Below are 24,211 nucleotides of genomic sequence, written 5' to 3'. Positions count from 1 at the left end.
AACATGCGGGCCGGCAGGGGCATGGATGCAACCTGCCGCCCGCCATTGCCGTTGCAGGCAGACCGACCAGCGGAGGATCATCATGCTCAGGACGCAGGTAAAGGACAATCCGCATAACCCCGTGCCATCCGACCCGCCGCCCATGCCACCCCCCACACCCATCGCGGACCCCGGACCCGACCCGGATGACGATCCGCTCGATGACCCCGAGCCGGATGTACCGGACTGGGACAATGATGACAGGCCGGTTGATCCGGACACGGGTCAACCGCTTGACCCCTTTGAACCCGCCGAGAAAGACAGCGGAACGGTCGATGACTGGTAGGCCACGGCTTTACATTTCGTGACGGGCGCACGACACGGCGGCAGGCTAAGGTCCAGGCCCCAACAGGTGAGATGCCGCCGCTGTCCATGCCCAAGCGAATGACTGGACGTGCCATCACGTTCCTCCTGCCGGTCCTGCTGGCTGCGGTGGCGGGCTGCCAGCAGGCCCCGGACCATACGGATAAATGCTGGCGCGCCCCATCGCCGCGCAACAGCAGCCTGCATGGCAGCATAACCACCGGCTTTGGCGTGGGTGGCGGGCGCGGCATGGCGGGTGGCTTCCCCATGGGCGGCGGCATGGCAGGGGCAGGCGGCATGCCCGGCCCCGTGCCGACGGGCATGGGGACGGGCATGGGGCCAGCCATGGATGACGGCGGCCCGTTCATGCCGGGACAGGCTGGCGGGCGTGACATGCCAAGGGACTGCATGCCGCCAGATTTCCCCACACGCGCACGGCGTCCATCCCGCCAGGCGGCTACCCCGCCGGCCTTGCCCGCGGCACGGCAGGCACCCGATGCGGTGGACGTGTCCGCCATCCGCATTGGCCCCTGATCCAACCCGCCTGCCACCAGCGCATGGGTGCGGCAGGCAGCCGTGACATGACGGGCGGGATCATGCGCAAGCACCAGCCACCCGGACGGCTGGCGGCGGGTCAGTAGCGCGGCAGGGCAGGGCGTTCGACAGGGCGACCTGATGGCGCCCATGGGCCGGGGGGCGTTCATCACGCTGTGGGTCGTGCAGGCGCTGGTATTCTGGCACGGCATGGATGTCATCCGCCATTTTGTCGACGGGGCCGGCCCCGTCATTTACATCGTCATGATCGGGCTGGATATCTGGCTGCTGTGGCGGGCGGGATCAATTCGGCGGGGCTGTGCCGCGATGCTGTATGGCATGTTTATGCGCCGGGCTGCACCGCGCCCGATTGCCATATTGGCGCATAAGAGACTGTTTGAAAACAACCCATTGATAAAAAACAATAAAAGTTTTTGGGTGCTGCCTTTTTTTCAAAAAGGCGGCGTTCTTTCGAAGCTTTTGCAAAAAGCTTCACCAAAAACTTCTTTATGATTTCAGGATGTTTACCCGTGGTTTTTCAGCTTTTTTCGGGCAGCGCCCGATAGGGCACGACACCGCGCGCGTCATTGCCCGTATCCAGCATGCGCCCGGACACGGGCAGGGAGCGATGGCTGCAATCGTCACGCAGGCAGGCCCGGCAGCCCGGACCGATCGGCACCACCAGGCTCCTGTCTTCCAGGTCCAGCCCCCTGGCGTAAACCGTCCCGGCGGCGTCCGAAAGCCTGCACCCCAGCACAATCGCGGTCTGCCGGGGCCTGTCGCCATAGGCCAGCCCTTCACGGCTGACCGTGCGCGCGACGTTCAGGTAGATCGAATCGTCCGTGGTCTGGGATAGCTGGATCTGGACCTGTCCCGGCGTCGCGAAGGCGCGGAACACGTTCCACAACGGGCACGGGCCGCCGAAACGGGACTGCGAGAAGCGATTGGCGGAAAAGCTTTTCAAAATATTGCCGGCAATATCGAGCTTGAGGAAATAAAAGGGAATGCCTTCGTGTCCCGGGCGCTGCAGGGTGCCCAGCCTGTGGCTGACCTGTTCGAAGCTGACGCGAAAATGGCGGCGCATGCAGTCGATATCATAGCGGGTCTGTCCGGCGCACTGTAAAAATCGGTCATAGGGCAGCAGCAGCGCACCTGCGAAATAATTGCCAAGGAATACCCGGGCCAGCGCCTGGGCGTTACTGTCACGCGGGCCTTCGCGCCGCAATATCCGGGTCATGAGCTGGTTGTATTCAAGCTGGCCGATGATCTGCGCCAGGCAGAACAGCGTGCTTTCGGGCGGCTGGTTGGGGGGGAGCAGGATACGCTGCCTTTGCCGGTCTATGCGCCAGACCAGTCCGCGCGCTTCCATTGTAATGTCGCGGTCTATTTCCAGCCCGTACCGGGCGCGCAGGTGGCTGGCCAGGGCTTGGTCAAGCGCGCCATCGTCGATATCAAGCTGTTCGTAGAACTGCTCCGCCGCCTGGTCCAGTTCATGGAAATAGTTCCTGTGTTCCTGCACCCAGTTGCCAACCGTCTCGTAAGGTTCCAGCGGCGGGCTGCTGTCCTTTTCATGGTCCGTGCGGGCCTGCTCGAACGCATAGGCGCGGTACAGGGTCAGAAAGGCCTCGCATAGATCAGGGTTATGCCTTGCCGCATCAGCCATCTTTGCAAGTGGCAGGGACGTGTTCTTGAATACGGGATCGGCCAGGACCTCACGCAGGGCCTGCACCCTGTGCGCCTCGCGCGTGTCGGTGAACCATGCCGGCCCCAGGTCGAAGCGCTCGCACAGGGCCACGAGCAGGTGCGCGGGCAGGGGACGGTGATCACGCTCCATCTGGTTGAGATAGCTGAGCGAGATGTCAAGCAGGCCGGCAAGGGCCGCCTGGGTCAGGCCCTCGCGCTGCCTGATCTGGCGTAATCTGGGGCCGGCAAAAAGTTTTGTTTTTGATTTTGGCATGCTGGCTGACTTCGCAAACTATACAAACGGGATTATTCCCTTCGCTTCTTTCTACTCTTATCCATGTGCAGTTCTACACAATACTTTGCGACACTCAGCCCACACACCTAATGGAACAAGGGTTGGTTCAATGCAGTATTATGACGTGCGCGTACACCCTGAAAGCGATCGCCTGCCCCGCACCGAACAACTGGCGTGGAAAATCGCGCAGGTTGCGACGGACCCTGTCGGGGTGGAAGACGATATCACCGACATGATCATCAACCGCATGATCGACAACGCGGCCGTCGCCATGGCATCGGTGAACCGCCACCCGGTCATGAGCGCGCGGGCCGAGGCGCTGGCCCATGCCCGCCCGGGCGGGGCGACCCTGTTCGGCATGGGGCCGAATGTGCGGGTCCACGCGGAATGGGCGGCCTGGGCCAACGGGACCTGCGTGCGTGAACTGGACTACCACGACACCTTCCTTGCAGCGGAATATTCGCATCCGGGGGACAATATACCCGGTATCCTCGCGGTGGCCCAGCAATGCCGGCGCAGCGGGGCCGACCTGATCCGGGGCATCGCCACGGGGTATGAAATCCAGATCGACCTGGCGCGCGCGATATGCCTGCACCGGCACAAGATCGACCATGTCGCCCATCTCGGCCCGTCGGTGGCGGCGGGGATCGGCACACTCCTGCGCCTGCCGCCCGCCATCGTCTATCAGGCCATAGGCCAGGCGCTGCACGTGACAACGGCCACGCGACAGAGCCGCAAGGGTGAAATTTCGTCCTGGAAGGCCTACGCCCCGGCCCATGCGGGCAAGATGGCGATAGAGGCGGTCGACCGCGCCATGATGGGCGAGACCTCGCCCACCCCCATCTATGAAGGCGAGGATGGCGTCATCGCCTGGATGCTGGACGGCAAGGACGCGCGGTACCGCGTCGCACTGCCCGGGGCGGGCGAACCCAAGCGCGCCATCCTGTCGTCCTTTACCAAGGAGCATTCGGCCGAATACCAGAGCCAGGCGCTAATTGACCTTGCGTTCCGCATGGGCAGGCGGGTCGGCAACTGGGATGACGTGGAGGATGTGCTGATCGAGACCAGCCACCACACCCATTACGTGATTGGCACCGGCTCCAACGATCCGCAGAAGTTCGACCCCAACGCCACGCGTGAGACGCTGGACCACTCCATCATGTATATCGTGGCCGTGGCGCTGCAGGACGGCGCATGGCACCAGGTCGCATCCTACGCCCCCGAACGGGCACGCAGGCCCGACACGGTGCGGCTGTGGCGCAAGATCCACACGGTCGAAACGCCGGAATGGACCGCGCGTTACCACGAGACGGACCCGGACAGGAAGGCGTTTGGCGGGCGGATCATCATCCGCATGAAGGATGGCTCGGTCATCGCGGATGAACTGGCGGTGGCCAACGCGCACACGCTGGGGGCCACGCCATGGAAACGGGCCGACTACATCGGCAAATTCCGCATGCTGGCCGACGGTGTCGTACCCGGTCCGGAGATCGAGCGCTTCGTGCAGGTCGTGCAGTCGCTGCCTGACCTCAGGGCGGGGGAACTGCATGACCTCGAAATCCAGATCCCGCGCCAGGACCTTCAGCAGAACACGGCCGGGGGCATTTTCAATTTCGGCCAGGCGCAGGCCGCGACAGGCATGGGCAGGCAATCCGCCGAAGTGATGTCCTGAAACAGACCAACCAGATTTCCAGGATCGGACCCGTCGATCAAGGAGAGGAACCATGACAACCGAACTGCATAAAAAAGCAAAAAAATCCGTCGCACTTTCGGGAACGGTTGCAGGCAACACGGCGCTGAGCACCGTCGGGCACAGCGGGGACGACCTGCATTACCGTGGCTATGACATCAGGGACCTGGCGCGCGCCAGCACGTTCGAGGAGGTCGCGCACCTGCTCATCCACGGCTACCTGCCGGGCAGCGCGGAACTGGACAGCTACAGGCGCCACCTGGCCGGCCTGCGCGACATCCCCGACATCGTGCGCGCCACGCTTGAGCGCCTGCCCTGCGCCACCCACCCGATGGACGTGCTGCGCACGGCCGTATCCGTAATGGGCTGCGCCCTGCCTGAACGGAGCGACTGCCCCAATGCGGGCGCCTGCGCGATCGCGGACCGGCTGGTGGCCTCGACGGGGTCCATGCTGCTGTACTGGTACCATTACGCCACCCATGGCCGCCGGATCGAAACCCATACGGATGATGACAGCACGGGGGGCCATTTCCTGCGCCTGCTGCATGGCGCGCCCCCGCCCGAGGACTGGGTACAGGCCATGCATACCTCGCTCATCCTGTATGCCGAGCATGAATTCAACGCCTCCACCTTCGCCGCCCGCGTGGTGGCGGGCACGGGTTCGGACATGTATTCCGCCGTAACGGCCGGCATCGGCGCGTTGCGCGGCCCCAAGCATGGCGGCGCGAACGAGGTGGCGCTGGATATCCAGCAACGCTACCGCACGCCCGACGAGGCCGAGGCCGACATCCGCCGCCGCCTGGCGGAAAGGGAGGTCGTCATCGGCTTCGGCCACCCGGTCTATACCAGGGCCGACCCGCGCAGCGACATCATCAAGGACGTGGCGCGCAACCTGTCACGGCGCAACGGGTCCATGCGGCTGTATAACGTTGCCGAACGCATCGAGCGGGTCATGGCCGAGCAGAAGAAGATGTTCCCGAATCTGGACTGGTTCAGCGCCGTCTCCTACAGCGCGATGGGAATCCCGACCGCCATGTTCACGCCTGTTTTCGTCATCTCGCGCGTTACGGGCTGGTGTGCGCATGTGATGGAACAGCGCAGGGATGGCAAGATCATCCGCCCCTCGGCCAATTATACCGGGCCGGACGCCCGGCCCTTCATTTCCCTGCGTGAGCGGGACGGACTGGAGAACGCGGCATGACGTATCTCGTAGGGCGGGACCTGCCCGCGACACCCGCCGGCCGGCGGTTCCGGGACATGATGGCGGGCCGGGGCATCCTGCGCATGCCCGGCGCGCATAATGGTCAGGCGGCCCTTCAGGCGCGCGATAACGGGTTCGAGGCCCTGTACCTGTCGGGCGCGGCCATGACGGCGAGCATGGGCCTGCCGGACCTGGGCATCATCACGGTGGATGAGGTCTGCTTCTTCATCCGCCAGATCGTGCGCGCCTCCGGCCTGCCGCTCCTGGTCGATGGCGACACCGGCTATGGCGAGACCCTGAACGTCATGAACATGGTGCGCGCCTTTGAGGAGGCAGGGGCCGCCGCCGTGCATATCGAGGACCAGGTCCTGCCCAAGAAATGCGGCCACCTGAACGACAAGAAACTCGTCTCGCCACACGACATGGCCCAGAAGGTCGCCGCCGCCGCCCGGGCGCGGCGCGACATGGTCATTATCGCCCGCACCGACGCGGCGGGGTCCGAAGGGCTGGACGGGGCGGTGGCCCGCGCGCGGCTGTATCATGAGGCGGGGGCCGACGCCATTTTTCCCGAAGCCCTGATTTCCGAAGACATGTTCAGGGAATTCGCGCGCAGGCTGCCCGATGTGCCGCTGCTTGCGAACATGACGGAATTCGGCCGCACGCCGTACCTTACGGACCGCGCGTTCGAGGAACTGGGATACGCCATGGTCATATGGCCGGTCAGTTCGCTGCGTGTCGCCAACAAGGCGCAGGACGAGCTGTACAGGACCATAGCCCGCACGGGCGGCACGCGGGACATGCTGGACCGGATGCAGACGCGTGAGGAGCTGTACCGCACCCTGCGGTATTACGACTACGAAGCCCTTGACGCGGGCATTGTCGCGACCGTGCTGCCCCATATCGGCCGGGGCGGCCGCGACGCGGCGTAGCCCTGTCCCTGCTGTCCCCCCCCAACACCACAAAATACAGGGAAACGGAAATATGTCGGACCCCACAGTCATACAGCCCGGCCATTACGGGCACTATCCCGCCATCATGACGCAGGCGGCCCTGGACACCATGACCCGGCAGGCCCGCGAGGACCCCGATGGCTTCTGGCTGCAACAGGCCGGGCGCGTGCAGTGGCACGAAAGGCCGACCCGCGGATTTGAGGGCAGTTTTGAAGGCAATGTCTCCATCGCGTGGTTCGCGGACGGGCTGCTGAACGTATCCGCCAGTTGCCTGGACCGCCACCTGGCCGACAGGGCCGGCCAGGTCGCCCTGATCGCGCACCGTGAGGGCCATGGCGAGGCTGAAAGGCTGACCTACGCCATGCTGCACGAACGTGTCTGCCGCCTGGCCAATGCGTTGACCGCCCTGGGGGTGAAAAAGGGCCAGCGCGTGGCCATCAACCTGCCCATGATTTCCGAAGCGGTGGTGGCCATGCTGGCCTGCGCGCGGATTGGCGCGGTGCATGTCGTGCTGTTCGGCGGTTTTTCGGCCGACGGCATTGCCGAACGCCTGGTCGATAGCGGGGCGGTGGCCGTGATTACGGCCAGTGTCGCCTGGCGGGGCACGAAACGGGTCCCGTTCAAGGAAACGATGGATACAGCCCTTTCCAGGGCCGGGGCCGCCAGCGCGGTGCGTGCGGTGCTGGTGGTGCGCACCGCCGATGACGCCGTGCCGATGCTGCCCGGCAGGGACCGTGACTATCATGATTTTGTCGATCGGTGCGACGCGGATTTCGCGCCCGTCATCATGAAGGCCGAAGACCCCCTGTTCATGCTGTACACCTCGGGCAGCACCGGCAAGCCCAAGGCGGTCGTGCATGCGTGTGGCGGCTATATCGTGTGGGCGGCCTATACGATGGACATGGTCTACACCCACCGCCCGGGGGACGTGCTGTGGTGCACGGCCGATGTCGCGTGGATCACCGGGCACAGCTCGGTGGTGTACGGACCGCTGGCCAATGGCGGGACGACCATGATTTCCGACAGCCTGCCAGCCTATCCGCATCCGGGGCGGTGGTGGGACCTGGTGGATGAATACAGGGTAACCATGCTGTTTTCCGCGCCCACGGCGGTACGCGCCATGATGGCGGATGGCGATGATGTCGTGAACCGCCACGACCTCGGCTCCCTGCGCCTTCTGGGGATCGCGGGCGAACCCATAAGCCCCGACGCCTGGCTGTGGTATCACGACGTGGTGGGCAGGAAACGCTGCCCCGTGGCGGATACATGGTGGCAGACGGAAACGGGCGGCATCGTCCTTGGTCCGGTCCCCGGCGTGCAGCCGCTCAAACCCGGTTCGGCCACCCGGCCGCTGCCGGGGATCGAAATGGCGATAGCCGACGCGCAGGGGCGCATCCTCCACGGCGCGGCGGAGGGCAGCCTGTGCATCGCCCGTTCCTGGCCCGGGCAGGCCCGCACGATATGGGGGGACCATGCACGTTTTTGCCAGACCTATTTCAGCAAGGTGCCGGGGTTTTACTTCACGGGTGACGGGGCCAGGCGTGACAGTGACGGATATTACTGGATTACCGGCCGCATGGACGATGTCATCAACATCGCCGGGCACAGGCTGGGCACGGCCGAAGTCGAGGACGTGCTGGGGGATGACCACCGGATACTGGAAAGCGCGGCGGTTGGCGTGCCCCATCCGGTCAAGGGCGAGGGGCTGGTGGTGTTCATCATGCCACGTGGCGACAATGCGGCGGGGCTGACCGGGGAGGGGGTGGCGCGCCTGATCAGCCAGCGCCTGGGCCGGTACGCGGCGCCCGAGGCGGTCTATATCGTGCCCGACCTGCCGCGCACCCGCTCCGGCAAGATCGTCCGTCGCCTGCTGCGCAAGATCGCATCGGGCGAGACAGGCAACCTGGGCGACCTGTCGGCGCTGACCGATACCGCGGTCGTGGGGATGATATGCAACCGGGTCTGGGGCGAGATGGCGTTCGCAGGGGATGAACCCGCCCGCGTCTGCGCCTGATCCGGTCCGGGCCTGCGCCAGAAGGGCGGGGACCGGCTTTTGGGCATTCCCCTTTCGGGCGTCCCCCTTTCAGGCGTCCCCAGGCCACGGTGGTTCCGTGGCCCGGGGATTTTTTATGTCCGGGGCGTTCTTTGCGGGCAAAGGCCATCGATATGGCCCATGGCCCGCCCCCGCGCGGCCGGTCGGTCACTGGAAACAGGCCCGCGCCCGGCCTGTCGTGCTACGGCCGTCAGGGACGCGCCCGCCACCGATCGGGCGGGCGGGCGCATCTTTCAAGGCTTCCGGGCTTTATTGTGTCGCACGATGGCGGAGACGCGTCATACTGGTTGCCAGAATTCTGACGACAACACGGAAGCGGGAGAACATCATGAAAACATGGAGACGTTGGGGCAGCGCCGGCGTGATCGGCCTTGCGGTGCTCGGTGCCGTCACATGGAAAATCGTGGCGCGCCCGGAAGTGGCCACGCTGCCCGTCATGGCCGGGACCGGCCCCCATCCGGACCTGCCCCAGCCGGACAGGACCCTGTTCCCGACCGTTAATGTGGCCACGCCCGTCGGCTGGTCGGGCGAACAGAAACCCTTGCCCGCCACGGGGCTTGCGGTGGCGTCTTACGCGACTGGCCTCGACCATCCACGATGGCTTTACCGCCTGCCCAACGGCGATATCCTTGTCGCGGAAAGCAACTCGCCGAAAACGGATATCTCGACGCTCAAGAACCGCGTGGCGGGGTTCGTGATGGGAAAGGTGGGCGCGGGCGCGCCCAGCCCGAACCGGATCATCCTGCTGCGCGACACGACGGGCAGGGGCGTGGCGGATAGCCGCACGGTTTTCCTCGACCATCTCTATTCGCCCTTCGGGATGGCGCTGGTCGGCAATGACCTGTATGTCGCCAATGCCGACGCAATCCTCCGCTTTCCCTATCATGACGGTGACACGCGGATCGCCACGCCGGGCACAAAGGTCGCGGACCTGCCGGCGGGGTATAATCATCACTGGACGAAAAACCTGCTCGCCAGCCCGGACGGCCAGTTCCTGTACGTGACGGTGGGGTCAAACAGCAATGTCGCCGATAACGGGATGAAGGTCGAGGAAGGGCGCGCGCGGATAGACAGGCTCGACCTGGCGACAGGAAAGCTCACGCCCTATGCGACGGGGCTGCGCAACCCGAACGGACTGGCCCTTGAACCGGAAAGTGGCGCGCTTTGGGTCGCCGTCAACGAACGGGACGAAATCGGCAGTGATCTCGTGCCCGACTACATTACAGCCGTGAAGGAGGGGGCATTCTATGGCTGGCCTTACAGTTATTACGGCCAGCATGTCGATACCCGTGTCGCGCCCCAGCGCCCGGACCTGGTGGCGGAGGCGGTCGCGCCTGATTATGCGCTTGGTCCCCACACGGCCTCGCTTGGCATTGCATTTTCCCAAGACGCGGCCCTGCTGCCGGAGGCATGGCGCCATGGCCTGTTCGTGGCCCAGCACGGGTCGTGGAACCGACGCCCCAAAAGCGGCTACCGGGTCATTTACGTGCCTTTTGCCAATGGGCAGCCATCAGGGCCGCCGGTTGATGCGCTGACCGGGTTCCTGACACCCGACGAGGCGCATGTGCATGGCCGCCCGGTGGGGCTGGCGCTTGACCGCTCCGGGGCGTTGCTGGTCGCTGATGATGTCGGCGGCGTCGTATGGCGCGTGACGGGCACGACCGACTGACGCGCCGCGCGGCGCCATGTGGTCCTGACCCCGGCGGCAGCCCCCGCGCCTGCGAGCATTTCCGGTGTTTTCATGGCGCGTCCCGGTGGCTGTGGCCACGTTATATATTATATTGCAAATCGTATATGATCGTGCAATGGAGGGATCATTCTGATGCCAGAACCTTCCGCGCCACGCGCCGGAGGGGCAACGTCTTACATACCGGAACAGGCACTCATGTCTTTTCATGACACGTTCGCTCCCGCGTTTTCATCCCGCTCCCCCCTGCGCCAGGCCGTCATGGCGGCGATCCGCAGACCGGAAGCCGAGTGTGTCGCGGCGCTGACGCCCGCCGCAACGCTTGATCCCACCGAAAACGCGCGGACCGACGCCCTGGCGACCCGGCTTGCGACGGGACTGCGCGCGAAGCGCCATCCCGGCCTTGTGGAAACGCTGGTGCAGGAATTCGCCCTGTCCTCGGCTGAAGGCGTGGCGCTTATGTGCCTGGCCGAGGCGCTGCTGCGCATTCCCGACATGCCCACGCGCGATGCGCTGATCCAGGACAGGATCGGCGATGGCGACTGGCTGGCGCATGTATCGCGCGACCGGCCGCTTTTTGCCAATGCCGCCGCGTGGGGGCTGGCGCTTACGGGGGTGATCGTTGCCCGGCATGGCGAAGGGACCCTGAAATCCGCCCTGCTGGGATTTGTCTCGCGCAGTACGAAGCCTGTCATCCGCTCGGCGGTCGATGCCGCCATGCGGCTTATGGGGGAGCAGTTCGTGCTGGGCGAGACGATCGAACTGGCGCGCGAAAACAGCGTAAGGCTGGAAGAAGCCGGCTTTTCCTATTCCTACGACATGTTGGGCGAGGCTGCCTTTACCGCGCATGACGCCCGCCGCTACCGGCAGGACTACCTTCACGCCATCCATGCCATCGGGCGCAGCGCCCGTGGCGCCAACGTCTATGAACGCCCGGGCATTTCCATCAAGCTGTCGGCCCTGCACCCCCGTTATGCCCGCGCCCAGCGCAAACGGGTCATGGCCGAACTGCTGCCCGTGGTGCGGGAACTGACCCTGCTGGCGCGCAGCTACGATATCGGCATCAATATCGATGCGGAGGAAAGCGAACGGCTCGACCTGTCGCTCGACCTGCTGGAAGCCTTATGCCACACGCCGGGGCTGGAAGGCTGGAACGGCATCGGCTTTGTCGTGCAGGCCTATGGCAGGCGTTGTCCCTACGTGCTGGATTACATCATCGACCTGGCGCGCCGCAGCAACCGCCGCCTGATGGTCCGCCTTGTCAAAGGGGCGTATTGGGATAGCGAGATCAAGAAAGCGCAGGTTGACGGGCTGCCCGACTTTCCCGTCTTTACGCGCAAATGCCACACCGATATCAGCTATATCGCCTGCGCACGCAAGCTGCTGGCGGCGCGCGATGTGATCTTTCCCCAGTTCGCCACGCATAATGCCCGCACGCTGGCGACCATCCACACGCTGGCTGGCGAACCGTTTGAAGTCGGATCGTATGAATTCCAGTGCCTGCATGGCATGGGGGAACCACTGTACAGGCAGGTGGTCGGTCCGGACAAACTTGGCCGCCCGACCCGTATCTATGCCCCGGTTGGCACGCATGAAACCCTGCTGGCCTATCTGGTGCGGCGCTTGCTGGAAAATGGTGCGAACTCGTCCTTCGTAAACCAGATCGGCGATGACGCCATTCCGGTTGCGAAGCTGGTGGAAGACCCGTTGGCCGTCGCACGCGGTTTTGTTCCCTATGGCGCGCCCCACCCGGAAATACGCAGGCCCTGCGACCTGTTCGGCACGGAACGCCGCAATTCCGCGGGGCTGGACCTGGCCGATGACCGGGTCCTGTCCGAACTGGCCGCCGGGCTGGGAAAGGCCCCGGAAAGCTGGACAGCCGTTCCCCTTGTTGCCGGCGCGCGGCCTGATGGCGCGGCCATGCCCGTGACCAACCCCGCCGATCATCGCGATCAGGTCGGGACGGTCGTTGTGGCGACACCGGAAATCGTAAAACAGGCCCTGACCGCGGCCGGGGTCGCGTGCGCCGGCTGGGCCGGCACGCCGCCCGCGACCCGTGCCAGCATTCTGGAAAAGGCATCCGACCTGCTGGAATCCCGCCGCGATGAACTGCTGGCCCTGCTATCGCGGGAGGCGGGGAAATCCCTGCCAAACGGCATTGCCGAACTGCGCGAGGCCGTGGACTTCCTGCGCTATTACGCCGCCACCATCCGCCGGGATTTTGATAACGCCACCCATGTCCCGCTTGGCACGGTGGCGTGTATCAGCCCATGGAACTTCCCGCTGGCCATTTTCCTGGGCCAGATTGCGGCGGCCCTTGCGGCGGGCAACGTGGTTGTGGCCAAACCGGCGGAAGAAACCCCGCTGGTCGCGGCCATGGCCGTGGGGGTCCTGCATGAAGCCGGGGTGCCCGCGGATGTCGTGCAACTGCTGACCGGCGAGGGGGATATCGGCGCGCTGCTGGTGGGCGATGACCGGATCGCGGGCGTTATGTTCACCGGGTCCACCGCCGTGGCGCAGGCCATCAACCGCCAGCTTGTGGCACGGCGCACGCATACCGGCCAGCCTGTACCGCTGATTGCGGAAACGGGGGGCCAGAACGCCATGATCGTTGATTCATCGGCACTGGCGGAACAGGTGGTGGCGGATGTCGTGGCATCGGCTTTTGACAGCGCCGGGCAGCGCTGCTCCGCCCTGCGGCTGCTATGTGTGCAGGAAGAGTGCGCGGATCATGTCCTGACCATGCTGCGCGGCGCCATGCGGGAACTGGCCATGGGCAATCCGGCCCTGCTGTCCACCGATGTCGGCCCGGTCATTACGGCACGGGCAGCTCAGGACATTACCCGGTATATCGAGGCGTTTCGCCAGAAAAAGGCGCCCGTCTTTGCCCCGCCCATGCCGGAATCCTGTGCCGCCGGCAGCTTTGTTTCCCCCACCCTGATCGAAATCCTGAACGTGCAGGAGATGGAAAAGGAAGTATTTGGCCCGGTCCTGCATGTATTGCGGTATTCCCGCCGCAACCTTGACCAGGTACTGGCCGATATCAATGCCACCGGCTATGGCCTGACATTTGGGCTGCACACGCGCATTGAATCCACGGTGAGACACGTGCTGTCCCGGGTGGACGCGGGCAATCTGTATGTAAACCGCAATACGATCGGGGCGGTAGTGGGCGTCCAGCCCTTTGGCGGGCGTGGCCTGTCGGGGACCGGCCCGAAAGCGGGCGGGCCGCTTATCCTGCGCAGGCTGCTGGCGCAGGCGCCGGTCCTGCCCCGACTGGTACAGGGACAGGCACCTGTGGCCATGTCCGTATGGACAGACTGGTTGCGGGGGCAGGGGGAAACGGCTGCGGCCAATAAAGCCATAACCCTGCGTGACAGGCCGCTGACCGGGGGGACGCTGACCCTGCCCGGCCCGGTAGGGGAGGAAAACCTTTATAAACTGACAGGCCGCGGCAATGTCCTGTGTCTGGCGACCGGCAGGGCGGCGCTGTATGACCAGATATCCCTTGCGCTGTCGGGGGGGAATACCGCCCTTGTGCCGGGCCATGCCATGCCGGCCGCATGGTATGCCGCCCTGCCTGATGCCGTGCGGGCCAGGGTCAGGCCAGTGGACAGCGCCACGGCGGAATCCTGCGCCGTTATCCTGAGTGAAACGGATGACGCGGCCTTTGCCGCCGCCTGTCAGGCGCTGTGTGACGCAAACCGGCCGATCGTTTCCGCATGGCTGACGGGCGGCGGCCTGCCCCATGCCGAATGCGTGGTGGAGGAACAGTCCATCAGCATCAACACCACGGCCGCCGGTGGCAACGCCAGCCTGATGACGCTGGGCTGAGCCGCCGCCTGTCCCTGTTCGGCCCATCCGTGACGTTGGGCCGGTCCCGTGCTTCCTCTCGCTGGCCTGTTCACTGGTGGCGTCGTGTCCGCCCTGCTTCTGCCTGCCTTGCAGGGCGAACCGTGGCGCAGGCCGTCATGTCCCGTCATTAGCGCCCTTGCGATATGTGCCCCCCAAGGGAGCCTGCGTCAGTCCGGCACGCGCCCGCGAATGACCTGCAGGGAAATATCGGCAGCTTCCAGGATATGGCGTTTTGTCAGGCGGGCGACTTCTTCCGCATCGCGGCGGCGGCAGGCCTGCATGATGGCTTCGTGTTCGATATCCGTGACTTCCTTGCGGCCTTCGATTTCCAGATGGCTGCGAATATAGCGGTTAAGCCGTATGTGCAGGTCATCGATCATTTCCAGCAGGCGCGGGCGTTGGGCAGCGGCATAGATCGCGTTGTGAAAAGCCCGGTTCAGGTCGCCTGAATGATGCCGGCCCGTTGCCTGGGCCGCACCCTGCACAAAGGCGTCATAGGCATCTTCCACCCGCGCAAGGTCAACGCGCGACATCCGGCTGACCGCATGGCGGGCCGCCATTTCTTCCAGCGCGGCACGGATTTCGGAATATTCAATAATATCCTGTTCCGACATGCCTGTGACCATGGCCCCCCGGTTGGGCATGAAGGTGACCAGCCCCTCGGCCTCCAGTTGCTTCAGCGCCTCACGCACGGGAATGATGCTGGTGCCGAACCCCGTCGCCAGTTCCGACTGCGGCAAAGGCTGGCCCGCGGGCAATATGCCCGACAGGATGGAGGTCCGTAACGCCGCACTGACCATGACCGAGGCGGCTCCCCGTTTCTGCCCGCTGCCTGCATCGAAAATGGAAGATGGCAACATACGGTTTCTATCCTTTCCTGCGGATGGCGCATCACATTCCCCACACGTATAGGCGTTTAAGGGCTGCTATTGAATATCAGGCCATTAAAAATAGCGTGGGAAGGCCAGGGCCGGACAGTTACGGACAATCATCGCCGGAACATAGGCCGCAATACAGATCATGACCAAGGAATTCAGCCCGCCGATCGCCAGCACGGAAAAACACGATCCTATATTACGATATCGATTATATGGAGTGAATTCCGTGCCGGGACCGGCTGTGGGGGCGGCATTGGCTCCGGCCCGTTTTTTGTGGCGTGACGCCACCCTGGTGACGCAGCCCATCATATGCCGAACGGCGTGACCTTCGCCAGCCGCCATGGCCCGCCCTGGCATGTCACCGCCAGAGCAGATCCAGTTTGAATGGACACATTCGAACTGGTGAAGATGCCCGGTAAACAATGAGTTAGAGCAATTTCACTGAGCCAGAGTTCAGTGGAACTGCTCCAGGCAAGGCGTCTTGCAAGCACCGGAAAAGCCGGAAAGACGGGCCTTTGCCCGGATCATGAAAGACCGGGCGGGCATGACGGCCGTACCGCAAACGGTCTGGCTGACACACCCTGCCTGAAGGTAGGAAAAGGGAGGGACGCCATCTGGCTGATCAGCCGCATCAAGGCCACATGGACATGCGGCCTTACGCCATGACCGGCAGGCAGGGATGCCCACCCGGCGCCTTCAAGACTGCTGGCCGAAGGTCACATCTTTCCGGCCATGTGTCCTGCCGTGCCGCGGCCCTGTCCGGGCAGCCTGTCCCGCATGCGGCATGACTTTGGCGGACAGTGCGGCCGGGGATTTCAAAGCCATGCGACCGGCACCCCATGGATGGGACCGGGGCTTACGGCGAAAGGCGCCCCGGAAACCCGTTTCCCGGCATATACAGGAATGCAATGCCGGGAAATGCGTTATCCATTTTCGCGTCGGGCGCGTCCTTGCCGGTTAGAAATCAGCCTTCACACTGCCGAAGAACTGACGCGGCGCGCCAAGCAGGATGGACTGGTTCTGGCCCTTCGGATCGCTCATCAGGAAGCCATTCTGGCCAACAGTCGATGCGTATTTCGTATCGGTAATGTTGTAGATGTTGAAGGCGAAGGTCACGTTATGCATGAAAGACAGGTGCTTGTTGTAATGACCCATCTCACCCAGCACATAGCGCGCGCCAACATTGGTCAGCCAGTAGCTGGGTAGCTGGTAATCGCCCGTATAGGAATAGCTGCGCTGGCCCATATACTGGGCATCGACATAGAACTCGGCATTGCGCCAGTTATAGGCCGCCCGCGCCTTGTACATAAGGCGGGGATAATCAACCACCTGCTTGCCGTGCGTTCCGTATGTGACGCCGGAAGCCGTCATGTCGCTATCATACGTGGAATGATTGTAGCTGATGCTGTTCGTAATCGCCAGACCGCGAACCGGGGTCAGGGTCACACCGGCATCAACGCCGTTCATGGTAACGCCGCCAACGTTACGCACTTCGGACAGCAGGCTGGACACCGTGCCGCCGGTCACGATCTGCTGCATGCGGTTGCTGAAATTGGTGCGGTAGGCATAGATCGAACCCTGCACCAGACGGTCGTGGTAACGGTAGCCGACGGCATAGGTCCAGGCCGTTTCCGGCCGGAGCGAACTCTTGGCGTCATTAAACGCGGCCTGTGACACGGCCATGGGCGATGCCGTCAGGTTATAGCCCGACTGGGAATAGGCATGGGCGTTCTTTGAAATATCAAAGAACAGTTCATGATTGTGCAGGAAGGTCCAGTCCGCGCTGATATGCGGCATGAAGGCTTCTGCCGTTGTCAGGCTTTCGCCCCCGGTAATGGCGCTGACGCCCGTAAACGGTTCGTAATTGCCATCCTGGCCGACGCGGGTCGTATTCAGCATCGACTTGAATCCGAAATGCAGCGCCAGGTTGTGGACCGGATGGTAGGTATCCGCGACAAAGGCAGTGAATGTATTGGTGTTATACGTCTGGCCCCACAGCTCGCGGCCGCCCGATGGCAGGTTGCCATACTGGTCCCACATCTGCCCTTCCTTCGGGAAGGGGACGGCATAACCATATTCGTCTGAGACGTATTTGTTGTTTTCATACCAGACCCCGCCCGTGATCTGGTGATGGGCGACATTATAGGTCACGGATGACAGGATGCCGTAACGGTGGTCCGTGGGCCGCTTGGTCTGTTCAAACATCGGGTTGCCGTTCAGGCCGACCCGGTTGTTGGAACAGTACGCCGCATCGGCGCTTGTACCGGTGGGATCGGCGATATAATAGTTCGAACCGCACCCATAGGGGTTGGTATAGGTGCCGCGGGTCAGTTCCTCATGTCCGTAGATGGTCGTTTTCCAGCGGACATGGTTCGTCAGCGCCAGGTCCGCCGTCAGGCCGCCAAAATAGTCATATGACATGGAGGTGCTGTCGTAATAGGACGAATCACGCGCATCATAGACATTCGATGGCAGGCCATGGCCTACGGCATAGTTATAGGCGTTCTGGTAACCATTCGGCGTGCCGATGAAGTTATCAAGGCCGGTGCCGTTATGCTGCATCCAGTAAGGCGAATAATCCTGGTAGTTGGTCTGCTGCAGGTTATCCCAGTCAAAGAACGCGGTGATCTTGCTGTCCTGCCCGATGGGCTGCACGATCTTGGCATTGACCTGCTGCATGAACTGGTCGCTGCCGCCTTTCCATTTTCCGGTCTCGTTACGCATGTAGGATGCGTAGAACTTGGTGCCCGTCCTGTTCAGCGCGCCGCTGTCGAAGCGGAAGAACGTGTGGTACATCTTGTTGCTGCCGAAAGTCTGGGCCGCCTGGCCACCCATGCGGTCTTTCGGGTCGCTGCTGACATAATTGATGGAACCACCAAGGTTGTTGGTGCTGGCGGCCCCTTCCGCGCCGGCGCTTTGGGTGACATCCAGCCGCTCGACGTTTTCGGACGAAATGGCCTGTACGGGGTTAAGGCCGTTATAGGCGCGATAGACCGGCTCACCCAGCGGGATGCCATCCATGGTCATGCCGATTTCGTTCTGGGCAAAACCATGCATGTACAGGTTGACGGAATAGGTATCCACGCCCTGCGGGTCGTCCGACTGGAATACGACGCCCGGGGTCTGGGCCAGCGCCTTCAGCGGGTTGGTGCCGGGCACCATGGTGCGCAGCACCTGTTGCCCCATGCTGATCTGGGTGCCATGCGAACGCCTGCGGATGCCGACGGCGTTCAGCGTTTCAACCTTTGGCGCCGGGGGGGCAGACGGGGTTGCGGCAGCCGTACGGACGGGTTTCGCGGTGGGGTGAACAGTTTTTCCGCTACTGGCAGGTGCTGCCCGGCCTGTTTCCGAAAACGCAGAAATAAAAGCCGTCGTAACGAGGAGGGAGCAAAAAAATCGGGATCTTGTCATTTTTTTCTCACGTCGAATGCGGAACAGATATTGGCCCCAGCGCGAAGAAATACCTATAGGAAGTGCATGCATACGAACAAGGCCGTTGCTGCCTGGTTGTTATTTCATATTGTTTCTTGTGAACCATAATTTCGTTATCGATCCTATTTTTCAGAACAATGATCTGTCAAACGCTCAAACATGCTGGATGCTGAACAGTCCGGGATATGGCAAAATTACAACATGATTTCTGTTAACATTCTTTTTCTGTAATATACGCCGTTTCGACATCAGCCTGTGGCCGAGGCCAAGCGAGTAAATTTTACAGGAATGAAAGCACAAATTGCTACGTTACTATAAATTCGTAACGTAAATATCTTTATGGCGCCAACGCCAATTTCCACATTTTATAATGCCAGATACCAGGCAGCAGGCGAATGGACCGGGGCAGCCGACCATGCATGGCCAGCGGCATGCATCCGGGCACAAGGCGCATGAGGCGGGAGAACAGGCCACCATTCAAAATGGAGGACAACTGCCAGAAGGTTTCCACAAATGAAAACAGGCCATATGACGCGCGGTTACATGCGTCATATGGCCTGCCTGACCATTCCAGGCCCGGAATGGCAAATTCAGTATCTGTATATCAAAATATCAAATGTTAACGCCACGCTGAAGAACCGGCTCAATTTTTGTGAAATTCTTCAGGTCAGCCAGAACCCGGGGGGTTTCAGGGGAGGCGAGGGCAGCCTGAAGAGCGCTTTCATCCCGGAACTGGCATTCACAGATCGCGACTGTCCCGTTGCCGGTATCCGTCGGGAAAAAGGCCGTGGCGGATTTCAGGCCGATACTGCCCCATGCTTCCATGACCAGTGGCATATGGTGCGCCACGTAATAGTCGCGATCGAACCATGCGTCAGATTTGCCAGGGTAAGTAACGTACATTGTAGTCATGATTTTTCCCAAAAAGCCATCAATCTGGTGCATCACCGTTTCTGGCATGGCCATGCCCGCCAGAAACGCACCGCACGTTCCCACACCGTAACTGATTGCGCACTCAAACAAAACAACCATCCAATAATAAATCACCAATATCACGGAATGGTGAATAAATAAAATAACCGATGAGGTCTTCCCTATATGCCACAGAAAGTCGCGATTCGATATTTTATGTCTATCGTTTCTTTAACGTCATTGTACCGAATTCGCAATTTTATGTGGCGCGCCTGAACATGTGTGGAAAATACGGCATATCGTCATTTCAGAGACTGGATAACACGCGATCCAGTTCTTCCAGCAGGCGGGTGGCGTCACCTTCAGAAAACACCAGCGGAGGCCGGATTTTCAGGATATTGGCATAAAATCCGGTGGCGGAAATCAGGACCCGACGTTCGCGCAGGCCATTGACGATGGCGGACGCCAGCGCCGCATCCGGCTGCCTGCCAACCGGGTCCCTTACCATCTCGACGCCAATATACAGACCCGCGCCGCGTATATCGCCCATTTGCGGATAACGTGCCTGGAGTTCCCCCAGCCCCTTGCGCAAAAAGGCGCCAACACGTTGCGCGTTGGCGACAAGCTGTTCATCGCGGATCACATCAAGGGTCGCCTGCGCTGCCGCGATCGCAACCGAATTCCCGCCAAATGTATTGAAATAACGCATGTCGCCGCCAAATTTCGCAACAATTTCGGGGCGGACGGCAATGGCGGCGACAGGAAAACCATTTCCCATCGGCTTGCCCATGGAGACAATATCCGGATCGACGCCATGGCGCTGGTAGCCCCACATCTTGTCCCCGGTACGGCCAAAGCCGGACTGCACTTCATCGGCAATGAACACCCCGCCGGCTTCACGCACGACCTCCGCCACGGGCGCCAGAAGGTCGGTCGGGTGGGCGTAGATGCCATCGGACGAGAAAATGGAATCCGCAATGAAAGCCGCAAGCCCGTTGCCATGGCGTTCCAGGTCGTGGATCTGCCTGCGCACGCAGTCGGCGAACCATGCGCCCATGTCGCTGCTGGGCGGGCGGTAGGAATCTGGCGCGGGTATGCGCCGGACCCATGTGCCCAGCGGGGAACGCGCGCCAAGGGAGGGGGACAGCCCGGCCGTCAGGTACGAATTGCCATGATAGGCTTCGGACGTGATGATGACGCCACGCCTGCCGGTATGATGCTGCGCGATCCGCAAGGCCAGGTCATTGGCTTCCGACCCGGTGCAGGTGTACATCATGTGACCGGTCGCCCCGAGCTTCCCGCCAAATGTGCCCAGGATTTCATCGGAATACCGTAAGATGCCATCCTGCACGTAACGGGTATGCGTACATAATGTATGGGCCTGCCTGCAGATGGCGTCGGCAACGCGCGGATGGGCATGGCCAACCGAGACGACATTGTTGTAGGCATCAAGATATTCATGCCCGTCACGGTCATACAGATGCACCCCGGACCCCCTGCTTACCTGGACAGGGTTCTGGTAGAACAGGCGATAGGCCGGGCCAAGCAGGCGCAGCCGCTTCTTGACGGAATCCTGCATTGCCGGGTCAAGCGACGCCATGTTGTCCGGGCTGAAGGCGTTGACCATGGTGGCGTGTTTGGGGGGCGTTGTCATACGGGGCACCTTTTTGGCGGGATTTACTGTTGAAAGCCTGAAACGAATGTCCGCGAAACTTCATCCGGACTACGCATGAGAAACCAGTCAAGCTGTGCCCAGCCCTGATGGGTATTGCGCATGATATAGGTTTCGTTATCGGGGAACAGGCGCGCACGCCATAACGTAATCAGGGTACGGGCGACAATGCGCCCCATGACCAGATGCGGAAGCAGCCGCATTTCAGCTTCGGTCAGGTCCGCAACGCGCAGGTAGCCGCGCAACAGGTCGTATCCCTGCGTAAAGATGTTTTCCCGCGCGGGATCATCAACGCGGGGGGGAAGCTGGTTAAGCAGGGCTGTCGAAACATCTATGGCAATGGCCGTGTGGACGGCGTCACCAAAATCGATAACGCCCGTGACGAATTGTCCGGCGTCATGATCGACGATGATATTGGACCGGCTGAAATCGTTATGCACAACCTGCATCCGCAACTGGTCGATTTCCGGCTGCATGTCAAGGAAGCGGGCCATCGCATCCGACAGCGCCGCGCGCTGGCTGGCATTGCCTGTTTCATCCAGCAGGGGCTGCAGCAGCGCAAGGTTGCGCACATCCCACAACACGGTCCGGTTACAGCCCGGATGTGTAAAATCCGCCAATGCCAGGCGCAGGGCAGCTTCGAGTTCCCCCACCTTTTCGCGTTCGGGGCCATTCGTATCCGTGCTGTCGAGCGGCCTGCCAGCCAGATAGGACATGAGCCGCATGCGGCGGACCTGTCCTGCCGCGTCGGTAAAGACCGGCAGGGATTGCCCCCCATGATCGGGAATGACCCGCGGCACCGGCAATGCCGGCGCCCCGAGCGCCAGATGCTCCAGCAGCGCGACCTGTGCCGCGATTTCATCTTCCGGTTCAGCCGGATTGGCAATCTTGAGGATGTAATGACGGCCATCCGGCGTCGCAAGGCGGAACGTGTCGTCCTTTTCCGTTGAAAGCCGTTCGGCCGTTCCCCGTATCCCGTAGTGGGAAAGGCCGACCTGTCCGGCTTCCGCTTCGGGCATCCTTACGAAATCGGCCGCCAGATCCCCCATGAGTGTGGGGGGTGGATCATATGATCTGGAAGGAGCCATGGGTATCTTGCCTGACCTTTGTCTTGAATGATTTTATTTCTTATCCGAATCGGAATGTCCGGGCAGCATACGCAGGGTTGTAGGTTGTCTACAATCTCCCATTCGCATTGCGGTGCATGAATGCACACCCCGGCGCCCCCGGCAGGTCCTGATAACAATGGAAAAAACCCAAAAACCCTATGATGGCTCAGGCGGCCAGATGCGCCCTTTCATAATCGTCAACAAGCGCCCGGCCTTCACCCAGGATATGCGCGCGCAGGGCCTGCTGGCTCAAAACAGTGTCCTGCCGGGCAAAGGCATCGGCAATCGGCACATGCTGCGCGAGGAGTTCGGCGGAGGAGGGCAGGCGCAGGTTGGAGGAGCTGATCAGCATCTTGATGCGCATTTCCACGCGCTCAAAATGCTCCACCAGCAGCCCATGGTCCGACAGTTCGACAATCGTCTTGTGGAATGCGAAATCGCTGCTGGTGGTGGCTGCGAAATCATCCCTAGCGCAGGCGTCCCGCAGCGTTTCCAAGGCGTCCTGCAAACGCTGGTTTACCGTGGGGGAAAAGCGCTGCATGGCCAGTTCGATCGCCAGGCATTCCAGTGAGGCCCGCAGGGTGAACAGTTCCCATATGTCCTTGTCGGAAAAGGCAATGACCTCCCAACTGGCATAGGGATGCTGCACAATGAGGCCCGCAGTCGACAGCTTGGCCAACGCAGCCCGGATCGGCCCGCGCGACAGGCCCAGTTGTTCAGATAACGTCACTTCCGTCAGGCGGGACCCCGGCTTGAAGTGACCATTGATGATGGCCTGTTCAATCGCCGTCGTCGCCTGGGCCTCCAGGCTCTGCCGCCCGATTTTTTTTAGTCCCGTCACCAGATCCAGCCTTTCATGACGATCATGCTCAATGACTGGCGCCCAATGTACACACTCCCGCGGGCAATAGCGAGGGCGGGGAAGGGGGCCGTCCCGGCCTGACGTCACGCCCCACGGATCATGATGGCCGGCCGCAATCACCCGGTTCGTTTCCGATCGCGCCCTTGATCAAGACGCCATGCGCCCGAACATTACCCGCGGGCGGCATTGGCACGCTCTTTTGTCCCAACTGGCTCTATGATTCACGACGCGCGCGGTCACTACTGGCACCATCATGTTTTTACTGCCTGATGCAAGTGGAGAGAAATAATGCAGGGAACGGTTCTGGTTACAGGTGCCACGGCAGGGTTCGGATGGGCGATTGCAAAACGGCTGGTGGCGGATGGTTACCGTGTCATCGCAACGGGCCGCCGCATTGAACGGCTGGAGGAACTGCAGGCCGAACTGGGGGAAAACCTTCTTCCCGTACAACTGGACGTTTCCGATTCAGCCGCCGTCAAGGCATTGCCAGAGACATTGCCGCCGGAATGGCGCGCGGTCGATGTCCTGGTCAATAACGCGGGACTGGCCCGGGGACTGGAATGCGCACAGGATGCCGACCTGGAAAACTGGGATGAAATGATCCAGACCAACGTGACCGGGCTTGTGCACATGACGCGCGCCTTCCTGCCCGGAATGGTGGCCCGGAACAAGGGGCATGTCATCTCGATCGGCAGCACGGCCGGCCGGTATCCCTATCAGGGATCGAACGTGTATGGCGGCACGAAGGCATTTGTGGCGCAGTTCATGCGCAACCTGCGCTGCGACCTGCTGGGCACGCACATACGGGCGACCAATATCGCGCCCGGCCTGTGTGGGGGCAGCGAGTTCAGCAACGTACGCCTGCGGGATGATGAAAAAGCAGCCGCGGTCTATGCGGATACCTTCCCGCTGGTGCCAGATGATATTGCCGAGACCATAAGCTGGGTCATCAGCCTGCCTTCCCATGTAAACATCAATGAAATCGAAATGATGCCGGTCTGTCAGTCCGCTGGTGGCATGGCGGTCAGGCGCGGCATCGGCAAAGGCTGAATTTTC

The 24,211-nt window shown here is 62.0% G+C and carries 17 protein-coding genes; 10 read left to right on the top strand and 7 right to left on the bottom strand.

Annotated features, from left to right (window positions below; all coding sequences use genetic code 11):
* Positions 1 to 82: 82 nt before the first annotated feature.
* The 3 genes from CFR76_RS04285 to CFR76_RS18355 all read left to right on the top strand — a co-directional run bounded on the left by CFR76_RS04285 (position 83) and on the right by CFR76_RS18355 (position 1,389).
* Positions 83 to 325: a hypothetical protein gene (locus tag CFR76_RS04285; protein ID WP_110555999.1), complete on the top strand. Its 243-nt coding sequence runs from the start codon at positions 83 to 85 to the stop codon at positions 323 to 325.
* 98 nt (positions 326 to 423) lie between these two features.
* Positions 424 to 876, top strand: a complete 453-nt coding sequence (locus CFR76_RS04280; protein ID WP_244191781.1) for a hypothetical protein — start codon at positions 424 to 426, stop codon at positions 874 to 876.
* A gap of 141 nt (positions 877 to 1,017) precedes the next feature.
* A complete protein-coding gene (locus CFR76_RS18355) occupies positions 1,018 to 1,389 on the top strand; it encodes a hypothetical protein (protein WP_244191780.1) in 372 nt (123 codons plus the stop codon).
* Between the two features lie 25 nt (positions 1,390 to 1,414).
* On the opposite strand, the gene CFR76_RS04270 is transcribed toward CFR76_RS18355, so the two are convergent.
* The gene (locus CFR76_RS04270; RefSeq protein ID WP_110555997.1) at positions 1,415 to 2,833 is read right to left on the bottom strand and encodes a helix-turn-helix domain-containing protein; all 1,419 of its coding nucleotides are present in this window, start codon (positions 2,831 to 2,833) and stop codon (positions 1,415 to 1,417) included.
* Between the two features lie 130 nt (positions 2,834 to 2,963).
* Here CFR76_RS04270 and CFR76_RS04265 point away from each other — a divergent pair, with 130 nt between their 5' ends.
* The 6 genes from CFR76_RS04265 to putA all read left to right on the top strand — a co-directional run bounded on the left by CFR76_RS04265 (position 2,964) and on the right by putA (position 14,269).
* Complete coding sequence (locus CFR76_RS04265) at positions 2,964 to 4,526, top strand: MmgE/PrpD family protein (RefSeq protein ID WP_110555996.1); 1,563 nt, start codon at positions 2,964 to 2,966, stop codon at positions 4,524 to 4,526.
* A 52-nt stretch (positions 4,527 to 4,578) separates the two neighbouring features.
* Positions 4,579 to 5,745, top strand: a complete 1,167-nt coding sequence (prpC, locus tag CFR76_RS04260) for a bifunctional 2-methylcitrate synthase/citrate synthase (protein WP_110555995.1) — start codon at positions 4,579 to 4,581, stop codon at positions 5,743 to 5,745.
* Positions 5,742 to 6,674: a methylisocitrate lyase gene (gene prpB / locus CFR76_RS04255; RefSeq protein ID WP_110555994.1), complete on the top strand. Its 933-nt coding sequence runs from the start codon at positions 5,742 to 5,744 to the stop codon at positions 6,672 to 6,674. Before prpC ends, prpB begins: the two co-directional genes overlap by 4 nt.
* Positions 6,675 to 6,726: 52 nt before the next feature.
* Positions 6,727 to 8,709, top strand: a complete 1,983-nt coding sequence (acs, locus tag CFR76_RS04250) for an acetate--CoA ligase (protein ID WP_110555993.1) — start codon at positions 6,727 to 6,729, stop codon at positions 8,707 to 8,709.
* Positions 8,710 to 9,076: 367 nt separating this feature from the next.
* Positions 9,077 to 10,417 carry a PQQ-dependent sugar dehydrogenase gene (locus CFR76_RS04245; protein WP_110555992.1) on the top strand — a complete coding sequence of 447 codons (1,341 nt, stop codon included), beginning with the start codon at positions 9,077 to 9,079 and terminating at the stop codon, positions 10,415 to 10,417.
* Positions 10,418 to 10,633: 216 nt separating this feature from the next.
* Positions 10,634 to 14,269: a bifunctional proline dehydrogenase/L-glutamate gamma-semialdehyde dehydrogenase PutA gene (putA, locus tag CFR76_RS04240; protein ID WP_110555991.1), complete on the top strand. Its 3,636-nt coding sequence runs from the start codon at positions 10,634 to 10,636 to the stop codon at positions 14,267 to 14,269.
* A 188-nt stretch (positions 14,270 to 14,457) separates the two neighbouring features.
* On the opposite strand, the gene CFR76_RS04235 is transcribed toward putA, so the two are convergent.
* From CFR76_RS04235 to CFR76_RS04210, 6 genes are all read right to left on the bottom strand, one after another.
* On the bottom strand, positions 14,458 to 15,150 hold the full coding sequence (locus CFR76_RS04235) for a GntR family transcriptional regulator (protein ID WP_110555990.1): 693 nt from the start codon (positions 15,148 to 15,150) through the stop codon (positions 14,458 to 14,460).
* Between the two features lie 975 nt (positions 15,151 to 16,125).
* Positions 16,126 to 18,354 carry a TonB-dependent receptor domain-containing protein gene (locus tag CFR76_RS04230; RefSeq protein ID WP_244191779.1) on the bottom strand — a complete coding sequence of 743 codons (2,229 nt, stop codon included), beginning with the start codon at positions 18,352 to 18,354 and terminating at the stop codon, positions 16,126 to 16,128.
* Between the two features lie 858 nt (positions 18,355 to 19,212).
* A complete protein-coding gene (locus CFR76_RS04225; RefSeq protein ID WP_244191778.1) occupies positions 19,213 to 19,632 on the bottom strand; it encodes an EthD family reductase in 420 nt (139 codons plus the stop codon).
* A gap of 187 nt (positions 19,633 to 19,819) precedes the next feature.
* Positions 19,820 to 21,166 carry an aspartate aminotransferase family protein gene (locus CFR76_RS04220; RefSeq protein WP_110555988.1) on the bottom strand — a complete coding sequence of 449 codons (1,347 nt, stop codon included), beginning with the start codon at positions 21,164 to 21,166 and terminating at the stop codon, positions 19,820 to 19,822.
* A gap of 23 nt (positions 21,167 to 21,189) precedes the next feature.
* Complete coding sequence (locus CFR76_RS04215; protein WP_208623926.1) at positions 21,190 to 22,272, bottom strand: phosphotransferase; 1,083 nt, start codon at positions 22,270 to 22,272, stop codon at positions 21,190 to 21,192.
* 187 nt (positions 22,273 to 22,459) lie between these two features.
* Positions 22,460 to 23,134 carry a GntR family transcriptional regulator gene (locus tag CFR76_RS04210; protein ID WP_167402050.1) on the bottom strand — a complete coding sequence of 225 codons (675 nt, stop codon included), beginning with the start codon at positions 23,132 to 23,134 and terminating at the stop codon, positions 22,460 to 22,462.
* A gap of 309 nt (positions 23,135 to 23,443) precedes the next feature.
* Between CFR76_RS04210 and CFR76_RS04205 the strand changes: the two genes are divergently transcribed.
* Positions 23,444 to 24,205, top strand: coding sequence for an SDR family NAD(P)-dependent oxidoreductase (locus tag CFR76_RS04205; protein ID WP_110555986.1), 762 nt, complete (start codon positions 23,444 to 23,446; stop codon positions 24,203 to 24,205).
* The last annotated feature ends 6 nt before the right edge of the window (positions 24,206 to 24,211 follow it).

The sequence above is a fragment of the Komagataeibacter swingsii genome (assembly GCF_003207895.1).
Classification (GTDB): Bacteria; Pseudomonadota; Alphaproteobacteria; order Acetobacterales; family Acetobacteraceae; genus Komagataeibacter; species Komagataeibacter swingsii.
This window is presented reverse-complemented; position numbering and strand designations above follow the sequence as displayed.

Excerpts from the sequence above, each read along its gene's own strand:
- CFR76_RS04235 (WP_110555990.1), bottom strand. The coding sequence starts at position 15,150 with ATGTTGCCATCTTCCATTTTCGATGCAGGCAGCGGGCAGAAACGGGGA.
- putA (WP_110555991.1), top strand. The coding sequence starts at position 10,634 with ATGTCTTTTCATGACACGTTCGCTCCCGCGTTTTCATCCCGCTCCCCC.
- CFR76_RS04285 (WP_110555999.1), top strand. The coding sequence starts at position 83 with ATGCTCAGGACGCAGGTAAAGGACAATCCGCATAACCCCGTGCCATCC.
- CFR76_RS04265 (WP_110555996.1), top strand. The coding sequence starts at position 2,964 with ATGCAGTATTATGACGTGCGCGTACACCCTGAAAGCGATCGCCTGCCC.
- CFR76_RS18355 (WP_244191780.1), top strand. The coding sequence starts at position 1,018 with ATGGCGCCCATGGGCCGGGGGGCGTTCATCACGCTGTGGGTCGTGCAG.
- CFR76_RS04280 (WP_244191781.1), top strand. The coding sequence starts at position 424 with ATGACTGGACGTGCCATCACGTTCCTCCTGCCGGTCCTGCTGGCTGCG.
- CFR76_RS04205 (WP_110555986.1), top strand. The coding sequence starts at position 23,444 with ATGCAGGGAACGGTTCTGGTTACAGGTGCCACGGCAGGGTTCGGATGG.
- CFR76_RS04230 (WP_244191779.1), bottom strand. The coding sequence starts at position 18,354 with ATGGGGCAACAGGTGCTGCGCACCATGGTGCCCGGCACCAACCCGCTG.
- CFR76_RS04215 (WP_208623926.1), bottom strand. The coding sequence starts at position 22,272 with ATGGCTCCTTCCAGATCATATGATCCACCCCCCACACTCATGGGGGAT.
- prpC (WP_110555995.1), top strand. The coding sequence starts at position 4,579 with ATGACAACCGAACTGCATAAAAAAGCAAAAAAATCCGTCGCACTTTCG.
- prpB (WP_110555994.1), top strand. The coding sequence starts at position 5,742 with ATGACGTATCTCGTAGGGCGGGACCTGCCCGCGACACCCGCCGGCCGG.
- CFR76_RS04245 (WP_110555992.1), top strand. The coding sequence starts at position 9,077 with ATGAAAACATGGAGACGTTGGGGCAGCGCCGGCGTGATCGGCCTTGCG.
- CFR76_RS04225 (WP_244191778.1), bottom strand. The coding sequence starts at position 19,632 with ATGGTTGTTTTGTTTGAGTGCGCAATCAGTTACGGTGTGGGAACGTGC.
- CFR76_RS04270 (WP_110555997.1), bottom strand. The coding sequence starts at position 2,833 with ATGCCAAAATCAAAAACAAAACTTTTTGCCGGCCCCAGATTACGCCAG.
- CFR76_RS04220 (WP_110555988.1), bottom strand. The coding sequence starts at position 21,166 with ATGACAACGCCCCCCAAACACGCCACCATGGTCAACGCCTTCAGCCCG.
- acs (WP_110555993.1), top strand. The coding sequence starts at position 6,727 with ATGTCGGACCCCACAGTCATACAGCCCGGCCATTACGGGCACTATCCC.